General features: G+C 47.5%; 13 protein-coding genes and 4 pseudogenes. 7 read left to right on the top strand and 10 right to left on the bottom strand.

The annotated features are described in order from the left end of the window. Window positions 1-98: 98 nt before the first annotated feature. A pseudogene (locus AC0YN4_RS03470) lies at window positions 99-353 on the top strand (IS110 family transposase); the annotation flags it as partial. 425 nt (window positions 354-778) lie between these two features. Here the strand turns inward: AC0YN4_RS03470 and AC0YN4_RS03465 are convergent. The 3 genes and pseudogenes from AC0YN4_RS03465 to AC0YN4_RS03455 form a co-directional block, all read right to left on the bottom strand. After that, window positions 779-1,543, bottom strand: coding sequence for an SDR family NAD(P)-dependent oxidoreductase (locus AC0YN4_RS03465; protein WP_475835155.1), 765 nt, complete (start codon window positions 1,541-1,543; stop codon window positions 779-781). A gap of 152 nt (window positions 1,544-1,695) precedes the next feature. Continuing rightward, window positions 1,696-1,875 (bottom strand): annotated as a pseudogene (locus AC0YN4_RS03460) (NADPH-dependent oxidoreductase); the annotation flags it as partial. Window positions 1,876-1,900: 25 nt separating this feature from the next. Then, window positions 1,901-3,340, bottom strand: coding sequence for an ester cyclase (locus AC0YN4_RS03455; RefSeq protein WP_475835154.1), 1,440 nt, complete (start codon window positions 3,338-3,340; stop codon window positions 1,901-1,903). Window positions 3,341-3,993: 653 nt separating this feature from the next. Between AC0YN4_RS03455 and AC0YN4_RS03450 the strand changes: the two genes are divergently transcribed. From AC0YN4_RS03450 to AC0YN4_RS03435, 4 genes are all read left to right on the top strand, one after another. Next, complete coding sequence (locus AC0YN4_RS03450; RefSeq protein ID WP_475780032.1) at window positions 3,994-4,893, top strand: LysR substrate-binding domain-containing protein; 900 nt, start codon at window positions 3,994-3,996, stop codon at window positions 4,891-4,893. Window positions 4,894-5,503: 610 nt separating this feature from the next. Beyond that, window positions 5,504-6,928 (top strand): spore germination protein, encoded by a 1,425-nt coding sequence (locus AC0YN4_RS03445; RefSeq protein ID WP_475780033.1) that lies wholly within the window; start codon window positions 5,504-5,506, stop codon window positions 6,926-6,928. A gap of 4 nt (window positions 6,929-6,932) precedes the next feature. After that, window positions 6,933-8,054, top strand: a complete 1,122-nt coding sequence (locus AC0YN4_RS03440; RefSeq protein WP_475835153.1) for a GerAB/ArcD/ProY family transporter — start codon at window positions 6,933-6,935, stop codon at window positions 8,052-8,054. Beyond that, window positions 8,051-9,142 (top strand): Ger(x)C family spore germination protein, encoded by a 1,092-nt coding sequence (locus tag AC0YN4_RS03435; RefSeq protein WP_475835152.1) that lies wholly within the window; start codon window positions 8,051-8,053, stop codon window positions 9,140-9,142. The genes AC0YN4_RS03440 and AC0YN4_RS03435 overlap by 4 nt, the downstream gene beginning before the upstream one ends. Window positions 9,143-9,214: 72 nt before the next feature. Here AC0YN4_RS03435 and AC0YN4_RS03430 read toward each other — a convergent pair whose 3' ends face one another. After that, complete coding sequence (locus AC0YN4_RS03430) at window positions 9,215-9,436, bottom strand: hypothetical protein (RefSeq protein WP_475835589.1); 222 nt, start codon at window positions 9,434-9,436, stop codon at window positions 9,215-9,217. On the opposite strand from AC0YN4_RS03430, the pseudogene AC0YN4_RS03425 reads away from it, so the two are divergent. Beyond that, a pseudogene (locus AC0YN4_RS03425) lies at window positions 9,335-9,547 on the top strand (catalase); the annotation flags it as partial. The gene AC0YN4_RS03430 and the pseudogene AC0YN4_RS03425 sit on opposite strands and share 102 nt — an antisense overlap. Here the strand turns inward: AC0YN4_RS03425 and AC0YN4_RS03420 are convergent. From AC0YN4_RS03420 to AC0YN4_RS03395, 6 genes and pseudogenes are all read right to left on the bottom strand, one after another. Further along, window positions 9,547-9,666: pseudogene (locus tag AC0YN4_RS03420) on the bottom strand (catalase); the annotation flags it as partial. The pseudogenes AC0YN4_RS03425 and AC0YN4_RS03420 overlap by 1 nt on opposite strands. A gap of 429 nt (window positions 9,667-10,095) precedes the next feature. After that, on the bottom strand, window positions 10,096-14,502 hold the full coding sequence (locus AC0YN4_RS03415; RefSeq protein WP_475835151.1) for an S-layer homology domain-containing protein: 4,407 nt from the start codon (window positions 14,500-14,502) through the stop codon (window positions 10,096-10,098). 553 nt (window positions 14,503-15,055) lie between these two features. Further along, window positions 15,056-15,355, bottom strand: coding sequence for a Dabb family protein (locus tag AC0YN4_RS03410; protein ID WP_475780037.1), 300 nt, complete (start codon window positions 15,353-15,355; stop codon window positions 15,056-15,058). A 43-nt stretch (window positions 15,356-15,398) separates the two neighbouring features. Further along, complete coding sequence (locus tag AC0YN4_RS03405; protein ID WP_475835150.1) at window positions 15,399-16,082, bottom strand: DsbA family oxidoreductase; 684 nt, start codon at window positions 16,080-16,082, stop codon at window positions 15,399-15,401. Window positions 16,083-16,390: 308 nt separating this feature from the next. After that, complete coding sequence (locus AC0YN4_RS03400; protein WP_475780039.1) at window positions 16,391-17,419, bottom strand: LLM class flavin-dependent oxidoreductase; 1,029 nt, start codon at window positions 17,417-17,419, stop codon at window positions 16,391-16,393. 16 nt (window positions 17,420-17,435) lie between these two features. Next, window positions 17,436-18,833 (bottom strand): MFS transporter, encoded by a 1,398-nt coding sequence (locus AC0YN4_RS03395; RefSeq protein ID WP_475835149.1) that lies wholly within the window; start codon window positions 18,831-18,833, stop codon window positions 17,436-17,438. Between the two features lie 335 nt (window positions 18,834-19,168). On the opposite strand from AC0YN4_RS03395, the gene AC0YN4_RS03390 reads away from it, so the two are divergent. Continuing rightward, window positions 19,169-19,777: a TetR/AcrR family transcriptional regulator gene (locus AC0YN4_RS03390; RefSeq protein ID WP_475835148.1), complete on the top strand. Its 609-nt coding sequence runs from the start codon at window positions 19,169-19,171 to the stop codon at window positions 19,775-19,777. Window positions 19,778-20,345 lie beyond the last annotated feature (568 nt).

The following is a 20,345-nucleotide window of genomic DNA, read 5'->3' as shown; positions in this document are numbered from 1 at the left end:
GAATGTCGCTCCCCTTTGGGGAAGCACTCATGGTAGATTAATCCTATTTGGTTTGTTGCACCAGCTCCAATTACAGAGCCGTAGAAAGGAACCTATCAATGGATATTCTCATTGAACGCGCATGTGGTATGGATGTTCATAAAGACTCTATTACTGCATGTGTAATGACACCTGAAGGAAAGGAGATTTGTACGTTCCCTACTAAAACAGTCTTTCTGTTGCGGCTGATCGACTGGATTAAAAACCATGGATGTTCTCATGTCGCAATGGAAAGTACAGGCGTATTTTGGAAGCCAATTGTTAACCTCTTAGAAGCTGAAGACATTGAGTTTTTAGTCGTGAATGCCCAGCACTTTGGTTTTGACAAGAACTTGATCCAATAAATACAAAAAGCCGCAATTATCGCGGCCTTTAATGAGATAATGTTCTTGTCACCCGACATCTCCTTAAAAAAATAACTTATAACATAACCAATAATAGCACCTACAATAATACCTGTAATCCCTAAGTTAAGTACATTGAAAATACCAATAATTATTATATATATTTGCTCTATTCTTAATACATGAGTCTGAATGAGAAAATTGAATCATTTCGAGGAAGCGTAACAAAAACAGCAGCCGATATCGGCTGCTGTTTGCTATTCCTAGGCGGTTTTTAATTCCCTCTACACCTTGAATACTTTCTTCGTCCTCAGTCGGGCTTGATCATCTCCACCGGCTATTAATTTGTGATGCGAGTCCGTACCTGCCGGGAATGAGATCATTTTATAAATGATTTACCAAGCAGTCGCACCGCCGTCGACGGCGTAGTTAACTCCCGTGATGTACGCGGCTCGATCAGAAGCGAGGAATGCAGCGAGTTCTACAAGCTCCTCGGGTTGTCCGAACCGCTTAAGAAGCGTCTTCTTCGTAACGGCGTCCCGCGCCTCCTGATTGTCTCCTAAATCGCGATCGCTGGCCGGAGTGAGAAACGGTCCAGGACTGATAGCCACCGCGCGGATTCCATGCCGTGCACCTTCCAAAGCTAGCTGCCGGGTCATGGAGATAACGCCTCCTTTCGCCGCCGCATGCCCCACCATCGGAGGAACATCGCCAGCGATAATACCGGAAATGGAAGCGAGGTTTAATATGACGCCACCGCCTCTTTTCACCAAGTGCGGCCAGGCGTACTTCGATACGAAAAAGGGAATGTCGAGTTCTCCGGCAATCGTCCTCCGCCAATCCTCGATCGAGAAGTCCGGCATCGGTCCGAATTTCTGTATGGCCGCATTATTGTAAATCACATCAAGTCCGCCGTAAGCTTGAGCGGCTTCCTCTACCAGCTTCTTTACTTGTTCGTGATCGGTGAGGTCGATCGGTGCGATGCCTGTCATTTCGCCTCCGGCGCTTCGCACGAGTTCGACCGTTTCGTTATTTGCCTCTACGTTTATATCGCTGCCGACTACTTTAGCTCCTTCGCGGGCGAAGGTCAATGCCGCGACGCGACCCAGTCCTCCGGCGGTTCCCGTTATAAGTACAACTTTATTATCAAGAAATCTCATGATTTTTCCTCCTGGTATTCAAATTGTCATCTGAATTTAGTTATTATACGGAAAGAGAATATGGTAAAAACAAGAAAATATCCTGTACCATAAATGCAGGCACCAGTAGCAATGCTTTCTCTTAATGTTTACTACACGAACTAACTCAAATATTATTGACGAAGTTTTTTTAGTGCCCCACTCCAGGCAAGCACTTGATCGATCATACCATTAATATTCGTCAGATGAAGATCGGCTGGTTTAAATGCACCATCTTTAAAGTCGGTGAACAAAGACAACGCCGGATGTACGCGAACATCCGCTACGGACAACTCACCTAGAATGCCCCTAAGAACTGGCAAGTTTAGAGTTCCACGATTACTTGTCGTTTAGAGGTGTCGAGATTTCTTGTAGGAAACGGCCGAAGTTCCCTTCCGACCAGTGCTCGACGGATTTGCCGTTCTCAATGCGGTCGATGGAAATGCCGCTGAGGTGGACTTCACGGCCGGATGCTGGGATTCCTAAAATCGTGCCGGTATGGACGCCTCCCAGGGTCCAACGCGTAACGACTTTGTTGCCCTCTACGATTTGATCGAGCACTTCCAATTTATAACCTTTGAGCGCTCCTTTTAGCTCGAGGTCGCTAGCAAGCCAAACTCCACGGTCCATGGGACCGTCGAATCCGTGAAGCAACAGGTCCTTCGAGATATACTTATCGAAGCCGGCAGCGAGATCCCCGTTGTAGCTAGCGTAGAACGCCGCGGCTACTTGTTTTGGATCCTGTTGGTTGTTTAAAGGTGTCGAGATTTCCTGCAGGAAACGACCGAAGTTTCCTTCCGACCAGTGCTCGACGGATTTGCCGTTCTCAATGCGGTCGATGGAAATACCGCTGAGGTGGACTTCACGGCCGGATGCGGGGATTCCTAAAATCGTGCCGGTATGGACGCCTCCCAGGGTCCAACGCGTAACGACTTTGTTGCCCTCTACGATTTGATCGAGAACTTGCAGTTTATAACCTTTGAGCGCCCCTTTTAGCTCGAGGTCGCTAGCGAGCCAAACTCCGCGATCCATGGGACCGTCGAACCCGTGAAGCACCAATTGCTTTGAAATATATTTCTCGAAGCCGGCAGCGAGATCCCCGTTGTAGCTAGCGTAGAACGCCGTGGCGACCTGTTTTGGCTTCAGTAGGTGATTGGCCGAGACTTCGCTTGATACCTGGACTTTATTGTTTTTAATGTATTGAGTTACTTGATTGGTTGGGGGAGCCTGGAGCTCCTGCAAGAATCGTCCGAAGTTCCCTTCCGACCAGTGCTCGACGGATTTGCCGTTCTCAATGCGGTCGATGGAAATACCGCTGAGGTGGACTTCGCGGCCGGACGCTGGAATTCCCAGAATCGTGCCGGTTTGGACGCCGCCCAGTGTCCAACGCGTGACGACCTTGTTCCCTTCCGCTATTTGATCGAGAACTTGCAGTTTATAACCTTTGAGCGCCCCTTTTAGTTCGAGGTCGCTAGCGAGCCAAACTCCGCGGTCCATGGGACCGTCGAACCCGTGAAGCACCAATTTCTTTGAAATATATTTCTCGAAGCCAGCGGCGAGATCCCCGTTGTAGCTGGCGTAGAACGCAGCGGCTACCTGTTTTGGCTTCAGTTGATGACTAGACGATGCACCCTGGTTGGATTTTTCAACTTTGTTCGCTCTTACAACAGTAGCTGCGTAAGAATGCGAATTATTCGAGAACGATACTGTTCCGACTGTACCAAGTGTCATCGTTAGAGCAAGACTTAATACCTTTAATTTATTATGGAATTTCTTCATCGCAAATTATCTCTCCCTTAGCATCATTTAGTTAAGTCTTTAAGGTATTCGGCTTAAAGAGACTCTTAGCACTTGTCTACTCGAAGTGGTTACTATCCGAGTAAGGTCATGCGTTCAGAACATCCCCCCGCCTGCGCCGATTGTTTGACCGGTGATCCATCAGGCTTGATCTGATACCAAGATGTCAGCCCCCCCAGCGATAGCCTTACCACCGGCTTTGTACGATGCATTGCACGACCTCTTCGGCGTCTTGACGGGCACTGGGGTAGTAGTTGACTACCACGTTGACACCGTCCTTACTAAGACGCTCGCCGAGCCCTACCAATCCCACCCGACCCTCCGGTCACGAACACTACTTCGACCTGAAGAGATAATCTGTCCATGTAAATTCCTCCCTCCTTAATTTCTAGACTTAATTGATAAATTGGGGTTAACTTATCTAAGCTCCCGAGGCTTATCGGAACGCACGAATATTATAAGCTGCCCTACTATGATGCCGGCTTTCGATACGCTGTGAGAATAAATTGTTCCGCCCCTGTACAAGTACTACTTTACATCGATAATTACCGCATGATAAACACTATATCAATGTACATTAACATTAAATCTATATATAATAGTCGCTGAAGCATGATCAAACATGGAGGGTTTTCATGGAACTGCGACAATTGCGCTATTTTATGAAGGTAGCCGAGACCTTACACTTCGGACGTGCGGCCGAGCAATTGCATATGGCCCAACAACCGCTCAGTTATCAAATAAAGCGGCTTGAGGATGAGTTAGGCGTTGAACTGTTGAAGCGAACGACCCGTACGGTCGCGCTAACGTCCGCTGGCGAGGCGCTGCTGGCCGATGTTCAGGCCGGTCTTGGGCGAATTGACCGAGGGGTGGAAATAGCGCAGCGAATCGCGCGCGGTGAAGGCGGCAAGTTGATTATTGGTTACTCAAGTTACAGTTTATACAGCGTTCTGCCACCCATTGTGCGCGTGTTTCGAGAACGGTTCCCGCATTTTGAGATCGTGCTTCTCGAGTTAGTTTCTCCTGAATTGGAGCTTAAGGTTCTAAACGAAGAAGTGGACATTGGCTTCTTGATGTTCCCCGGCGCCAAAATGTCTGGATTGGCGTATGAAACGATCTATCAGGAGCCAGCCGCGATCGCGCTCCCCAAGAATCATCCCCTAGCCGAGCGACAATCACTTTCGCTCCGGGAACTAGAAAACGAGAAGTTCGTGATGTACTCACGCAGCGCAAATCGCATGATCTTCGACGATTTCATTTCGTTATGCCATTTGGCTGGATTTAGCCCCGTCATTAATCAAGAGGCGGCAACCGAGTCTGCTATCATTAGTCTTGTGGCAGCCGGAGTTGGGGTGTCTCTAGTAGCGAGCAGCATTAGCAGAGTTCGACCGGATGAAGTCGCCTATCGACGACTTATCGATCCCCCGCTGATCTCGGAGGCGGCAGTGCTATGGAAGGAGGAAAAACAACTACCGATTCTGCAAGAAATACGTCAGATCGCGCGAGAGGTAACACAAAGAGAAGGTTCTGATTAAAGTAAAAGTCCACCAGGTTTTTCACTCGGTGGACTTTTATTGTCTTGCGCAATTTATGTTTGCTATTTGACAATCACCTCTTGAGCGCCTCTTGAAATTTCCGCCTACGTGAACCCAGCGGCCCAAATACGTAATGTCGTTTTCTATTGTTATAGCCCTTTAGCCATCCGTTCACCTTGAAACAGCCAGCTCATTTGCTGCGTTAATCTGCCCGTTAGCGTAAAGGCATCTTCCCCGCATTGCATCGGCTGAGAATATGGTATGCCACGAGTATACGATCCGTGGTTATTTTCGTGATGTAACCCATGTACGTAGCGCTTGCAGGCTTCGATTCGACGACATACCGCGGATTCTAATGCATATATGTTCTTGTCCTCTTACAATTAAGAACTTTGGTATACGCTTCGCCATAGCACTTCCTCAGAACTGAAGAACCGTACTTGGTGGCTCTAGCGGTTACCCAGCTCCGCGGATTACTTTTGCGCTTTGGCTAAATCTATATAGGTTGAGTGACCTTCATTCTTTCGAAGATTCCCAATCGTTTGTTTAAAACTCGATCAAGAATAGCATAATAAAGGAAAACTTAGCGCGCTGATTCAGGGGATGAAAAATGACAGCAATCTCTTTAGAAGCTTTAAAGCAGAAACTCGCCCTAATTGAGGATGCGGAGATAATTGATCGAGATACTACCGACGGACTTCGTTTGACATTTATTTATCTTGAAACCTTAATCGATCAGGAGCGTCTTAACGAATCGATTCTTGAGCCCCTCGTTCGATCCTTCCAAAGTTCGGTGGAAAGAAGCCTGACTACCGCCAAAATTGCACGTTTATCCAATTTGGAGCAAGCCCTCCAGAATCTCATGAAGGGCTCAGTGCTAGTTTACGACTCATCCAGCGGGCGATGGAACGCTATTATGCTCCCCAACTCGCTCGGCCGGTCCATCGAAACCTCAGAGACGGAAACAATAATGTTCGGCCCGAAAGACAGTTTCAGCGAGCAGCTGGAGCAAAACATCTTGCTGATTAGAAGAAGGCTTCCTTTAACAGCGCTCAAAACAGAGAGATACTCCGTCGGCTCCTTAACCCAAACAACCGTAGTCCTTATGTACATCGACGGGCTAATCAATCCGGAATTTGTAGCGGTCGCGAAAAAAAAGCTTTCCAGCATCGACTTCGATATGTTTTTGGATTCTTCACATGTTGCAGCGTTTATGGAAGACCATTATCACAGCATCTTTCCTCAATATCTCCAGACCGATCGACCGGATTCCTGCGCGTATGCACTAGGCATCGGAAAATTGGTCATTTTAGTGAATAACACTCCTTTTGCTTTAGTCGCTCCGATTACGCTGTTTCACTTGTTTCAGTCGCCGGAGGATTATATTAACCGCTGGTTGGTAGCTAGCTTCTTGAGGCCGTTACGCTATCTCAGTTTCCTTCTTTCCATTACTCTAATTCCACTTTACGTGGCATTAACGACTCATCATTATCAAATGCTTCCCCTGCAAATTTTATATGTAATCATCGAGTCTCGTAGCAAACTGCCACTATCCCCCTTCTGGGAAGCGTTAATTATTCTTGTTACGCTAGAAATTATAAAGGAAGCCAGCCTAAGAATGCCGACCAAAACGAGCCAAAACTTGGGGGTTATTGGTGGAATCGTTATTGGACAAGCTGCGGTAGCAGCCGGATTCGCAAGCAAAGTACTAATTGTATTGGCAGGCATTTCGGCGATTTCCACTTTTCTCGTTCCAAACTATCTGGTCACCAAATCCAGTTTACTGCTTCAATTCATGTTCTTGATTCTCGCGTCCTATTTGGGCGTTCCCGGTATCTTGCTTGGACTTGTCGGCATGCTTGCCCATCTGAACGGGCTTACGTCCTTGAACCAGCCCTACTTGGCGCCGGTATCTCCGTTTTATTGGAGAGATTGGGTCGATCTCTTCGTCCGAGGGCCGCTACACGCTATGCGCAATCGTCCTGAAGCATTGCGTCCTTTGAACAAGTATCGTATGAACCGAAGGAGTAAATGAACCTATGCAAGCTATATCGCTGTTTCGAAAAACCTCACATCAAGAAGGCGGTTTTTACGCGCTCTTCCTCACCAATAGGATTCAAATGCTTTATTACATGATTGTCATGCCCTCAACCCTTGTTCAACCGTATATGTTGTTGGCGATTGTAGCAATGGGCATAGCCTCCCAATGTTGCCTATATATGCTGTCCAAGTGGTTCGCAACCCCCTACTCTGCCCAAGGGTACCAGGGTTTTGAAAGATTATTCGGAAAAACAGGTATCAAAATTTTAGCTTTGGCAAGCTTGCCTCTCCTTTTGCTCAAGATCTCTTTCATTTCAATCAGTTATGCCGAAATCATGCAGCAATTTGTTTTTCCCTCTATGGACCGAGAATGGCACATTGTGTTTCCTTTTATCCTTAGCTGCTATTTGGCGCTGTTTGGAATGGAAAACATGGTAAGGTTCGTAACGGTCGTGTTCATTGGAACGATATGGATCTTCTTTTTGTATATTCCGTTTTTTTCCGTGCAATCAAATTCAATTCACGATCTATACCCTCTCATCCCCATTGGCCCAGAGCCGTTTGCATGGAAATCCCTACTGCTCGTTTTTTCGTCGTTTTCCGGTCCTGAATTATTAATCGCTATTTCATACTGGCTGAATCCGCAACGGAAAATGCTCAAATATTTGACGATCGCTAACGCCATCTCGGTCGGCGAGTATCTCATTATTTCCATTGCGTCCTTGCTCTTCTACGGCTCCAAATACTTACCAACCATCAAATACCCGAACGTGGAGATGGGGCGCTACCTGCAATCTCCTGTATTCGAAAGGGTCGATATTATCCTGATCTCGGCATATTCGTTCAGCTTCCTTTACTCAGGCGCTTTGTTCGTGTTAATGATATATGGCGCATCTCGTTTGCTAGGCAAGACGAAGACAAGCACTACTCGTATTGGGCTGATAGTTAGCGGCTGTGCGGCGATGGCCGTCACTCTTCCGATCAGTAAATGGTTTTGGAAGCCCGGGCTCGAACAGGCCTTTTGGCTCGACCTGCAGATGTGGGCAGGATCCGCCACTTATTTGTTATCACCTCTCCTCATCTGGATCGCGATCAACCGCAAAGCCAGGACAACGTCATGAAACGCTTCGTACGAGCAACGCTTGTGCTGCTATCATTTTCTTTGTTGACATTCGCATGCGGTTGCGTCCCCATTCCAGAGAACAATATAATCGAAGAAATCACGCCGATCATTTTCTGGTCCGTACAGGGTGGAGGAGAAGAAGACGGAAAGATAACAATCAGCACGCTCGTCCCCCCTCTTATCAAGGAGAAGAAGCGAGTCCTTGCCCTTAAGGTCTCTCTATTGAATGAAGGAAATAAGGGGTTTAATTTGACCTATTATAACGAACTGAAAGCCGGTCAAATCCGCTTGCTGTTCGTGGACGAAGCTTATGCGAAACGGGGACTGACCCGTCTTATCAATACCGTCCTGACCGATCCGAACATTTCGCAACGGTTGTACTTAGTCATTACGAAAGGCAACTTTAATGAATTCCTCGCCAAACACTTGGATGAAACAGACAATATCGATTATTACCTTTATCGCATGTTCAAACATTACGAGAAGAAAAAACAAGGCGAAATTACCGTCGTCAATTTGCACCAGTTTATGAAAATGCTGTATTCTCAGGTTTCCGATCCCCAGCTACCCGTATTTCGCGCGAAAGGTGAACAGTTCCTGTACGAAGGCACAGCATTTTTCGACCGGGACAGTATGGTTGCGGAGATACGTGGAAAGGACGATCAAATCAATCAATTGCTGTATAGGGACAGATTCGTACGATATTTAGTCCTTCCTGACCTCTCGGTTACGCTAGGGCATATTCGCGCGCATACCCGAAAGAAACTAACCCCGGATTTATCATCCCTGTCCATCGAAATCGACGTGAAGGGAAGAATTGATGAATTGGATTCGCTCGCAACAATCGAAGATAACTTCCAATATGCCGCTCTCACACAAAAAATCGAACGGTACTTGGAGGAGAATGTCATCCGTTTGCTCTCCCAAATGCAAAAATTGCAGATTGACCCCCTTCAAATCGGGGCGTTGACTGCTAAACCGTTCTCCAAACCAATAACCAGAGATACATGGGATCGGCATTGGTCTACTATGAAGATTAATGTAAAAGTGCGGCTGCATTTAGAGCCTCTGACGAAGGTGAAATAGGAAGTTGGAATCTTGTTCAAAGACTGTTGCTGTCTTATTGAATTCAGAGGGAGATCACATTAGTTTTAAATTCTAATCCCTTTTGAGGAATGACGAGTAGATGGGTAAAATCACGTCAACAATGGTTCCTTCGTTGACCGTGCTTTCGATGTGAATACTCCCTCCGTGTTCCGGGCCAGACTCCGCCTGGGCCTGCTGCATGAAACGCTGGAGACATTCGTGCATTCGACCTTGCTGGAAAGGCCCGTGCACGTCAAAGGCTGCGGCGCGTTCGGCTACGTTCAGACGACGCATGCCATGTCGGCGCACACGAAGCTTTGTTTTCTGCAGCAGCCGGGACAGCAAGTCCCTGTCACGGTGAGATTTTCGCTGGCCGTCAGCAACAAAGGCACGCCGGATACGTCCTCGTTTTGGGGGGTCATCAGTTGCACGTAGAGCCCGTATTCAATCGTCTTGCCAGCGTGCAGCGTGTCATACAAGTCTTGCTCGGCATAATCCGAATTCTCACCTGCGAGCCGGGCCGCCCGCAAGATTCAGGCACAGCCTAAAGGCTAGGTTGCGTTACGAGGAATTACGGAAATGGGATTGACTATTAAACCAATTATTTTTCTGCAATCACATATTCTCCCGTCGAAGGAAAGGAAGAGCTCCGCATCGTTAAAGTCAATACGATTGATGACAAGGGCTCAAGCCTGGCGACCTTTACGGCGACATGGGATAAACGGTTAACCTCACGAGGATTGCTTCAGACTGCAGAACGGACAGCATTCAAAGCGGATGCGGCTGTTCATGTATGGGGCATACAGGCCAAGAGCACTACGGTATCAACGGCGATCATCACTTCTATCTGACGGCCTCCGCGGTCATCCGAACTATAGAACAAATCCCCGATGGAGCCGGCTGATGAAAAAAAGGAAGCGCATCTGCGCTTCCTTCTCTCCTTGCCAAGCTGCTTATTCGGTTAACCCTAAATCCAAGCTCGTATTCAGCGCACGCAGGATGAGGACAACAGCCTCTTCGCGCGTTGCATTCGCGTTCGGTGCAAAGGTATGTTCCCCTCTGCCTTTCACGACGCCTGCTTCAGTCAATGCATCAATCGCTTTCGCTGCCCAATGATTATTCAAATCGGTAAACGTGCTGGTATGAGTGGCTTTGCCAAAGTCGATGACCTTAGCAAGAATCGTTACCATTTCTGCACGCGTAATCTGCTGGTTCAGCTTAAAGGTGCCGTCGCCGTAGCCCTTAATGAAGCCCAAGGCTTCCAATGCGCTGATCGCGCCATGTGCCCAGTGGTCGTCTTTCACATCTGTGAACGAGACCTTGGCCGATCCAGTCAGGCCAAACGCATTCGCAAGCATCGAAGCAAATTCGGCGCGCGTCACGTTCTTCTTCGGCAGGAACGAGTCGTCCGCATAACCTTGGACAAACCCGGCTTTCGAAGCCAATTCGATGGACGAAGCGCTCCAAGAAGTAGACGGAACGTCGCTGAACGTAACGGACGTCGCATCGGCCTTTGCTTTGCCGATCCGATCTTTCACCGCCGCACCATCCACGGAAGCGTTCAATACAGGCGTTTCTGGCGTCGGCGTAACCGGCGTCGGATCCGTTACTGGAGGCGACGGAGGCGTTACAATCGGGCCCGAACCGCCCGTATTAGCTTGCGTAACCGTAATCGTCAGGTTTTCATTGAAGCCCCAATAGTAAACGCGCAGCTTCGCCGTACCCGGCTTAACGGCGGTTACGAGACCATCTTTGCTGACGGTAACCACGTCCGGATTTTTCGATTCGAACATCGCGAGATCCGTCACAACAGGTTCGCTTAGATCGCTCATCGTTGCCGTTGCCTTCAACTGTTGCGTTCCGCCGACCGTCATCGAATTCAAGTCAGGCGTAATTGTCAAGCCTGTAGCCACCGGCGTCGCATCCGCATACGTCGCTATTACCGGTATTCTGACTCCGATACCCTTGTATTGGCCAACGACGTTGGTTCCGCCTTTACGGTTCGTCCGCGTAATTTTGCCGTCCTCCGTAAGATCGGCAATCGTCGGCTCGCCGCTGAACCATGTCAGATCCGCATTGTTCAGTGTCTGAACGGTCGCGTCACTATAGATGGCTTTGACCACCGGAACAACCGGCTGATCGTCGGCATCATCGAACACGTAATACGTTGGAAATGCGACAAGCGTCATGATTTTCGGCTTGATCGGGTTCTTCGTCACCGTAACGTCGAATGCGATGGTATGGCCGAAGTACTCCCCAGTCACCCGCGTCGTGCCCTCTTTCGTCCCAGCGACAAAACGAACATAAGGCTGCTCGTTGTAAACTGCGACGAGATCAGGATCATCGATCTGCCAATCGACGAACCCGGATAGAGGGTCGGTATACGATTGCCCGTCTTTATCCGTATACGTTTCATTCAAGCCGACGAGCGAGGAACCTTGCGGATGAACGTCGACAGAATAGACGCCAGCCGCTTCGTCCGCATCGGCTGCGATGCCTTCCAGGTCGACAACCTCGAAGTGTAGCGTACGCTTATAGGTCACGCCGTAATGCTCGTACGTGAACACAGCATCCGTCTCCCCGGTTCCTACTGCCTCAAAACCGTTGTCCGTGTTGACGTTCACGACGCCCGGCTGCGAGAATGTCCACGCACCGTCTTCCACCGGGTAGGTATCACCCGTCGTATCCAAAGCGAATGGCTTCAGCTCGTATGGCGATTGTCCGTTGTACAATCTGAAGGACGCGCCGTCAAAGTACCACGAATAGTCGGAAGTTCGGAAGCCGATGTCGAGCACGTCGGGCTGATTCGGCTGCTCGCTAACGGACACGTTCACGATCGTCGGCGTAAAATCGCCGTATCCGACGGTAAGCGTCGTTCTGCCCAACTTCTGATAGCCCGGATCTGGATTAACGTCACCCGTCGATTTTCCGAGGATGCTGACTGCGCCGTTATCCTTCACCACGTCGGCAATTTCGGTATCATAGACCGACCATGCTGCTTGGTCGCTCACGTCCTCCGTCGTGCCGTCACTCTTGACAGCGAGCAGCTGGACGGGGAATTTAGCCCCTTTTTGCACCAAAATCTTTGTGGTCGACAGAAGCAGCGCGTCAACCGTCGGTTCCGCTGCCGCGCCTTCGTCTGCCACTCTGACGTTGGAGGAGTAGTCGCCTTCCTTAACGGTGACGCGAACTGCGATGACCGCGCCGTCCAGTACCAGATGCACGCGGGTAGAGCCCGGAGCCACCGGCGTCAAGACGCCGTCCTTAACCGTAACCACGCCGGCATCCTGCGTCGACCACTTGCCTTGCGCGGTTACGTCCGCACTCGTGCCGTCACTGTAGACAGCCTGCACGGTAACCGGGCGAGGGCCAGCCGTAACATCCAGCGTTATTTTCGGATCACTTACAGTAATACCGGTAATCTGCTTCGGTGTCTCTGCAACCGGCGGCAATCCCTCGGAAGCAGCAACCTCAATCGTGACCGATTGCTTCTGTCCGCCGTACGACACTTCGATAGCTGCCGTTCCTTTGCCGACAGCTGTGATCTCTCCCTTGCGGTTAACGGAGACCACTTGCAGGTTGGCCGAGCGATAGACAGCTGCCTGTGTTTTATTCAGCGTCTCGCCGCCGGACATGACCGCTTCGACTGACAACGCTTCACGCTTGCCGAGCTGCAAGTTCAGCGAATCTGGCGTAACGGAAAGGGAGACCGCCGTCTTCGGATCTGCTTGCTTCACGATAACAGGTATAATGGCAACTTCATTCTTGTAGATCGCGCCGAGAACGGCCGAGCCGACGGATTCAGCAACGATCGTACCGTTGTCGCTGTGGTACGCTACCGATGCATCGGAAGCGAGCCAATCGCTGTCGGCGATTTTGGACGTGACGTCTTCAACTGTGCCGTCATTGTAAATGGCTTTGATGATTGGCGGCTGAACAGGTTTGCCATCCTTAATTTCCACGAAGGTCGGCTCAGCTACCAAATTCAGCACCTTGTTTGCAGCAGCGGCCTTCGTCACCGTCACGTTGAACGTGAACGGTTCGAGCGCTAAATAATGGCCCGTAATGGTCGTCGTGCCTTCCTTGCCGCCTGCAAAGATACGGCCGGAATCGTTGATGGTCACGATGGATTTATCCGCGACAGTCCATTCGATATCGCCCGTGACGTCATCTTCGTTATAGTTCTGGCCAGTCCGAGGATCCTCGGAGTAAACGCCCATGATCGTAATTTCCTGATAGCTCCGCGGCGGGAGCGAGATAGGCGTGTCCAGCTCCAGCTGCGCCATCATGTCCGGCGTATAGCGCTCCAGCTTGAACGGTCCGCCGACGAACACCTGCACGGAATTGACAAGCAGGCCGTCGTCATAGCCTTCTTCGCCTTCCGTGCCGGACGGCGCCGTATACTTATATTCGAAGTAAATATAGGCCATGCCTTTGCCGACCGGCGTAATGACGCCGGTCTGGTCGACAGTGGCTATGGATTCATTAGACGAATACCATTTGCCAAGATTCGTCACCTCGTAAAGATCCTGATCGGGATATTCCAGGTCCGCATAGATTTTATGTGGCGCGTCGGTCTCCATGATCTTCAGTACGCTTTCCGACATCATAAGACCGAACAACTGAAACGGAATCGGATCCTTCTGAACGGTGACCGCGATCGACAGTGTCGGCATGCTGCCGTATTTTACACGGATAAACGTCGAAGCCCCGCCCTTGATGCCCTTGATCATGCCGTGCGAAACGGTCGCAACCGCGGCATCGTCCGTGCTCCAGACGGCATCGGCTGTAATATCCCGCGTCGACCCGTCCGTGAACGTCCCATGCAGATGAAGCGGATAGTTCGTATCCGCCTCGACGAACACGTTCAGCGTGGACAGCAGGTATGTGACAAGCGTCGGCTCCGAAGGCTCTGCCGCTTCCGGCGCTCCGGCGCCTGCGGTGATCGTAACAGGAACGTTGACGACGGCGTCGCCGAGATTGAGGCGCACTTCCGTCGTTCCGGCCGCTTTGGCCGTAATGACGCCCCGGTCGACGACGGCGACGGCTGGATTCATGGACATCCAAGCGCCTTGCGTCGTCACGTCTTTCGCCGATCCGTCCTTATACTTCGCTTCGACCGTCACCGGATGGCTTCCCTCCGACAAGGCGAAGACAAGCTTCGACTCGCTTGGCGTCAGCGTGTCGAACTGCGCGGACGCGGCATCCTGAACGGCCGGTTGTTCATTCGCGGTTCCCGGCTCGACGCCGATACTCGTGCTTGGCGAGGCAAAAGCCATACTGCCGAACAACGAACCAATGAGTACTGTTAATACGAGCGATAATGATAGAGCTTTTCTGAAAACCTTCCGATGATGCATGACTTTCCTCCTAAATCAATTTTATATGTAACCCTTTTCAAAGAAAGGTTCATATACAACTAAAAAACCGTTATCCTATCTACTAGTAGATAGATTTATTAAATTAAACAAGACATAAAACACTTAATTTTCTGATATATTGTCAGGTTCATAATACCCGAACATTTTCCATTTATCAATCATTTCTTTGCTGAAACTTATCATTTAACTGCCATAGAACTAGTTTTACGCTCCTTTTAGGTATTTCGATGCAATATTGTGTCATATTTTATCACATATTTACGTTAGGTTATTTACCTGCGCAGTTTACTTAGTAATTATTTGTTCCCTTAGCATTAGGAACCCTATAATAAAAAAAACAACTACAGACCAGTACCTAAAATGCGGTCCAGGCTGTCGCTGTTTATTATGATATTTTATGGCATCGCCGATTTGTTCCCGTATTCTTAAGGGAACTCGATTGATGATCTTGTCACCTAAACAATTAAAGACATCACGAGTCGTTGTTGTAACAATGTCTAGTGTAATTGAGCTGAAATGTACTGATTTGCTGTCAATAATCGTAATCGATTACCATAGCACGTGTCGCCTCGAGTTTCCAACGATTAACCTCAAAATCATCATGCAACGCGTGCCTTGTGTATGCAGCATAGTCCTCTTTGGTGCCGAAAACCATAGAAATCCCGTAATCAAAAGGGTTATTTGAATATAGCCGGAACGCACGGAACTGCTTCACGCCCGGGATCTTAGTCAACTGACTCTCGGCATCTCGCATGAAGGTTTCTGCAGCCTCCGAACCTGCCTCATGTTTCAGGTTAAAGATAACCTTATGATGAATACTTGGTTTGTACATAACGTTTTCTCCTCAATATAGATTGGATATTTAAAACGGTTCTTTAACAAGTACCACCACCGCAAATCTCTGTATCATAATCATCTTGAGTTTTAACTTCGTTCCATACAGACTCAAGAACTTCAGTAAAAGCACCGATCGATTGGGCACCAGAGATGGCGTACTTGCCGTCAATCAAGAAGAAAGGAACGCCTTGTACACCTAATCTAGCGGCCTCTATTTGCTCTTCTCTTACGTCGCTCCCGTAACTTGTGCTACGGAGTATTTCCGTTGCTTGTTGTTGATCCAGCCCTGCTTGTTCGGCTAGTGACAGAAGCGTTTCGTGTTGCCCGATTGGCAGTGAATCCGTGAAGTAAGCTTTATATAATAATTCGAGAAGTTCTTGTTCTTTGCCGAATTCCCTCGCGAAATGAAGTAAGCGATGCGCGTCATTTGTATTCGCATTTTTCACGGTATCATAATTCAGAATCAATCCATCTTGTTGTGCCCTTTCAGTAATCGAACGGCTTTGCTTCGCGACACTTTCTATCGTAGTGCCGTACTTGGCGGCTGCATATTCTAAATAATTCTGATCGGTATGCTTCGTAGAATTAGGATCCAATTCATAACTGCGATGAACAACTTCCACTTGATCGCGGTTTTCGAACACTTGCAATGCTGCTTCCAAACGACGTTTTCCAATATAACAATAAGGACACATAATATCCGACCAAACTTCCACTTTCATGATTATCCTCCTTATACCACGCTCTTAGAGCTATACAATCGTTCTACTCTATTGATTATTTCTTTTTTGTGTCATGAGTAAGTAAAGACCCTCTTTTTGAGTGTGGATACGATGAAATACAATTTGCACTAACTGGTGTTGGGAAAACTATATCAGATATTCGAAATTAAGATAAGAAGGCTATTTTTTTAAATAAGCTTTAGAAAATTAAAGTGGAGGTAAGTCCTACAAAGTAGCCATGATTGGCTATTGGTTTGTAGCATGCTTTGGAATTACTCCAATTAGCTGAAGAACGAACTTTAAGCTCCTTACTCATGAGTGCTATTCGGCTGCAGCAACTCAGCAATAATTTCAAAATTGCGTAGTCGATCTGTATGTCTGTACATTTGTGTCGTAAGAATGATCTCATTGGCTGACGTTTCCTGCAATAATTTCTCCATGCGATTCCTTATCGTATCTCGATCTCCAATGACGAGTGTGCGGAATAATGGACTATACTCGATCATTTGAATCTCATCCTTGGTAGCGACCTGGTTCATATCTTGAACCGGTGGCTGTATTGGAGCCATTCGTCCTTTGTAGGAACTCAAAAACAGCTGCTTTTGCGTTGAAGACAAGTATTGTGCCTGATCAATCGTATCCGCAATTGTGACATTCATGCTTACCATTACGTAAGGTTCACTTAGGACGCTTGAAGGTTGGAACAACTCCCGGTACAATTTTACTGCCTCTACAGTGTAGTCAGATGAGAAATGACCTGCGAAAGAAAACGGCAAGCCTAACTTCGCGGCAAGCCGGGCATTATAATCGCTGGAGCCTAATAGCCAGATGGGAACTTCAAGTCCATCACCAGGGTATGCGCGAACTTTCGCCGAATCATCGTCATCATTAAAATATCCTCTTAGTTCTTGTAGCATTTTTGAAAAGTCATCTCCGTGTTTTGAGAGTCGTCGAACGGCAGCGAATGCCGCCGAGTCCCCACCAGGCCCGCGTCCGAGGCCGAGATCAATGCGGCCGGGATACATCGACTCTAATGTCCCGAACTGCTCGGCAACCATTAATGGAGCATGGTTGTTCAGCATAATGCCCCCGGATCCGACTCGAATTCGTTTGGTTGCAGCCGCGATATGGCCGATTACTAGAGATGTCGCCGCGCTTGCCACGGAAGGCATATTGTGGTGCTCAGTAAACCAGATTCGGTTATAACCCCAATCTTCGGCCTTTTGCGCCAATTCAACGCTTTCTAAGAATGATTTTCGTGCTGTTCCGCCGGCTGAAATGTTGCTCGTGTCAAGGATGGATAATGGAACACCTTGAAACATTTTAACAGCTGTCATTAGAACCCTCTCCTTTTTATACATGCGCCGCTTGATGAGCTGTATCGGTATTTTTGTTTTTACCTTTGCTGCTCACGAAACCCAAGATCATTGCGGCAATTGCGAAAAAGCCGCTTACGATTAGTGCCGTATGGAACCCAGCTATCATGGATTGACTAGCCGATGCATGATGCGATGCGGTAACCGAAGTCGCGATGCTAGCCAGAATGGACAAGCCTAGACTGCCCCCCAACTGAATGAACGTATTTACAATTCCGCCTGCAATACCATGTTCTTCAGGTTTAACATCCTGAACCGAACCAACGATTACGGCCGTATACGACGCCCCGATCGACAAACCGAGTACAATAAACGCAGGAAGAATAAATGACCCATAATGTTTATCCATGCTCATCGTACTGAGCCAAAACATCCCGATCGCATTGATGGCCTGAGTGACGATCAACACTTTTTTCGCACCGAATTTACGCAAGAAAATCGGTGTAATTTGTGTGACGATAATCGATGTCAAACCGAGTGGCAAGAAAGCCAAACCGTTTTCCAATGCCGAAAAGCCGAGCGCATGGAAGTACAACGTAGAGAAATAGTTGAACCCCGTCAAATACGAAAACATCAAAAACCCGATAATATTGGATATGGCCAGCGAACGGAATTTGAAAAGACGAAGCGGCATCAATGGATTTTTTACGATTTTTTCGATCAAAATAAACAATACCAGTACCGCTAACCCGATAATCAACATGGTGATTTTCGCTGCGGACCAACTACCGCCGACGTCAGGCATCGAAATGCCATAGACCAGAATGAAGATCCCTGCCAATACCATAAGCAAACCGAGCCAATTCATCGATTGTTTTGCCGACTTAGGCGAAGGAGTCACTTTAACGAAAAGCAAACCTAGAATGAGCAAAATTCCCATCGGAACGTTCAGGTAGAATAAAGATCTCCAGCCTGCCGTTTCAGTCAATAAACCGCCTAAAATCGATCCGGAAGCCGCCCCAGCAGATGCTAATGCGCCGAAAATCCCGAAGGCTTTGTTACGCTGTGGTCCGGCCGGCAAATTGTTACTGATGAGCGACATCGCCGCCGGAATCGATAGCGCCGATCCAATGCCTTGAATCGCTCTGCTTGTAATCAGCCAAATCGGATTCATTGCCAAGGCTCCTGCGAGCGAAGCAAGTGCGAAGATGGAGAGACCGATCATCAACATTCGTTTTCTCCCAAACAAATCGCTCGCGCGCCCGCCAATCATCAAGAAAGTTGCAAAGGTAAGCACGTACGAAGTGACAATCCATTGTAAATCGTTGGCATTCATATGAAGAGCGGTTTGGATGGCCGGCAGCGCTACGGTTACGGTAGTTCCATTCATTACTTCGATAAATTGCGCTAAGCTGACAACGATAAGCAAAAACATATTTGCTTTTGAAATGCGATCATTCATTATATTTTTCACTCCATAATTTCATTTTTTTGAAAGCATCTTTTTCCCAATCTTCATGAATTTTTTTGTTGAATGTATAAGGATCGTAGCTATTTTTTTCTATTATTGAATGGATACATGATGCTCCCCCTCATTTTTTCCTGCATGATTTCAACCCCACTTCCTACTGCTTGATTGACCTTTGAATTGTGGAGAGTTACTATAAAAATCAAGCAGTGCACATGCGGACTGTGATCCGCTTCGAACAATAACAATATAACCGGACCGCAGTCCGGTTGTCAATATCATTTTGAAGGAGGTTTTTTGTGTTGGAGCGCAATCTACGGAAGGATGCCGAAGAGCGTAGACTGACGATAATTGATACGGCGGCTAAGTTGTTCGCTGAGTATGGTGTCGAGAACGTTAGTATGCGGCAAATCGCGAGAGAAGCTGGCGTCGGGCAAGGAACCTTGTACAGAAGCTACACGAATAAGAGTGATTTATGTTGGGATTTGATTGGGGAAAGCTGTATTCAAAGTCGAAAAAAAATAGAACAATATCTTTCAAGGAATGCATCGAGTTCTTTAAAAGAACGTCTAATTACCGTGCTCGACTTGCACTTGGAATTGTTGGATACCCACTCTGACATCCTTGCTATTATTCAAAACAATCACAATACAGAGACAGGTAGAAATACATCCTCTAAAGAGGATTATGACTCCATTCATTCCATCCTAGTTAAACTGCTCCAGGAGTACAACGAATTGAATGTCTATCATTCCATAGATCCAATTTTTAGTGCGGATGCGATGTTGTCAACGATTAGTGCGGAGGTTTACCTGTTTTTTAAAGAACAACGTGGTTATTCATCCGAGGAAATTAAATCAAACTTTTTCAAGACTTATATTGAAACGTTATTCTCAAAGCAAACGATTTAATTAGAGTAAGCACGTCCTAGCTACAGTCAGAAACTAAATACCCGAAGGCACATATCGTCTCGGAAATTATAAAAGTTACCCCTAAAGCGCTATATTAGAGCGACTTAAGGGGTAACTTTTTTAAAGCTGAAGTATAACTACCATAATACCTATGAGACATTAACCTCAAACTGAATTCATCAATTCCAAGCAATCCTTTGTCGAGCAATTTATTACAGTATCCAAAGGGATAACTTTCTCGATCGATGGAATACTGATGGAATGCTGATATGATAACCCAAACTAATGTTTACTTTTCTAAAGTTACTTTAAATAATTAGCCTTCTTACAATAATAATAATGAACTGCTATAGTTGTGTCCAAGGGAGCGATACTCCACTCCCACATCTTGAATGAAAAGAGAGGTTTTCCTTATGTAGCGCAGAAAAAACTTCATTCACATTTGGATTTGATCCATATGAATATATATTTTAGGCTTAGATCATTTAGTGAAGTGAAAGCTTAATAAGTAAATTTCGATCATTTAATCGACTTAGCTGGAAGAGAAATCATTGCAATACTATACAAA

This window comes from Paenibacillus sp. J22R3, from assembly GCF_056269305.1.
This window is presented reverse-complemented; position numbering and strand designations above follow the sequence as displayed.

Excerpts from the sequence above, each read along its gene's own strand:
- AC0YN4_RS03465 (WP_475835155.1), bottom strand. The coding sequence starts at position 1,543 with ATGAGATTTCTTGATAATAAAGTTGTACTTATAACGGGAACCGCCGGA.
- AC0YN4_RS03455 (WP_475835154.1), bottom strand. The coding sequence starts at position 3,340 with ATGAAGAAATTCCATAATAAATTAAAGGTATTAAGTCTTGCTCTAACG.
- AC0YN4_RS03450 (WP_475780032.1), top strand. The coding sequence starts at position 3,994 with ATGGAACTGCGACAATTGCGCTATTTTATGAAGGTAGCCGAGACCTTA.
- AC0YN4_RS03445 (WP_475780033.1), top strand. The coding sequence starts at position 5,504 with ATGACAGCAATCTCTTTAGAAGCTTTAAAGCAGAAACTCGCCCTAATT.
- AC0YN4_RS03440 (WP_475835153.1), top strand. The coding sequence starts at position 6,933 with ATGCAAGCTATATCGCTGTTTCGAAAAACCTCACATCAAGAAGGCGGT.
- AC0YN4_RS03435 (WP_475835152.1), top strand. The coding sequence starts at position 8,051 with ATGAAACGCTTCGTACGAGCAACGCTTGTGCTGCTATCATTTTCTTTG.
- AC0YN4_RS03430 (WP_475835589.1), bottom strand. The coding sequence starts at position 9,436 with ATGCGTCGTCTGAACGTAGCCGAACGCGCCGCAGCCTTTGACGTGCAC.
- AC0YN4_RS03415 (WP_475835151.1), bottom strand. The coding sequence starts at position 14,502 with ATGCATCATCGGAAGGTTTTCAGAAAAGCTCTATCATTATCGCTCGTA.
- AC0YN4_RS03410 (WP_475780037.1), bottom strand. The coding sequence starts at position 15,355 with ATGTACAAACCAAGTATTCATCATAAGGTTATCTTTAACCTGAAACAT.
- AC0YN4_RS03405 (WP_475835150.1), bottom strand. The coding sequence starts at position 16,082 with ATGAAAGTGGAAGTTTGGTCGGATATTATGTGTCCTTATTGTTATATT.
- AC0YN4_RS03400 (WP_475780039.1), bottom strand. The coding sequence starts at position 17,419 with ATGACAGCTGTTAAAATGTTTCAAGGTGTTCCATTATCCATCCTTGAC.
- AC0YN4_RS03395 (WP_475835149.1), bottom strand. The coding sequence starts at position 18,833 with ATGTTTTTGCTTATCGTTGTCAGCTTAGCGCAATTTATCGAAGTAATG.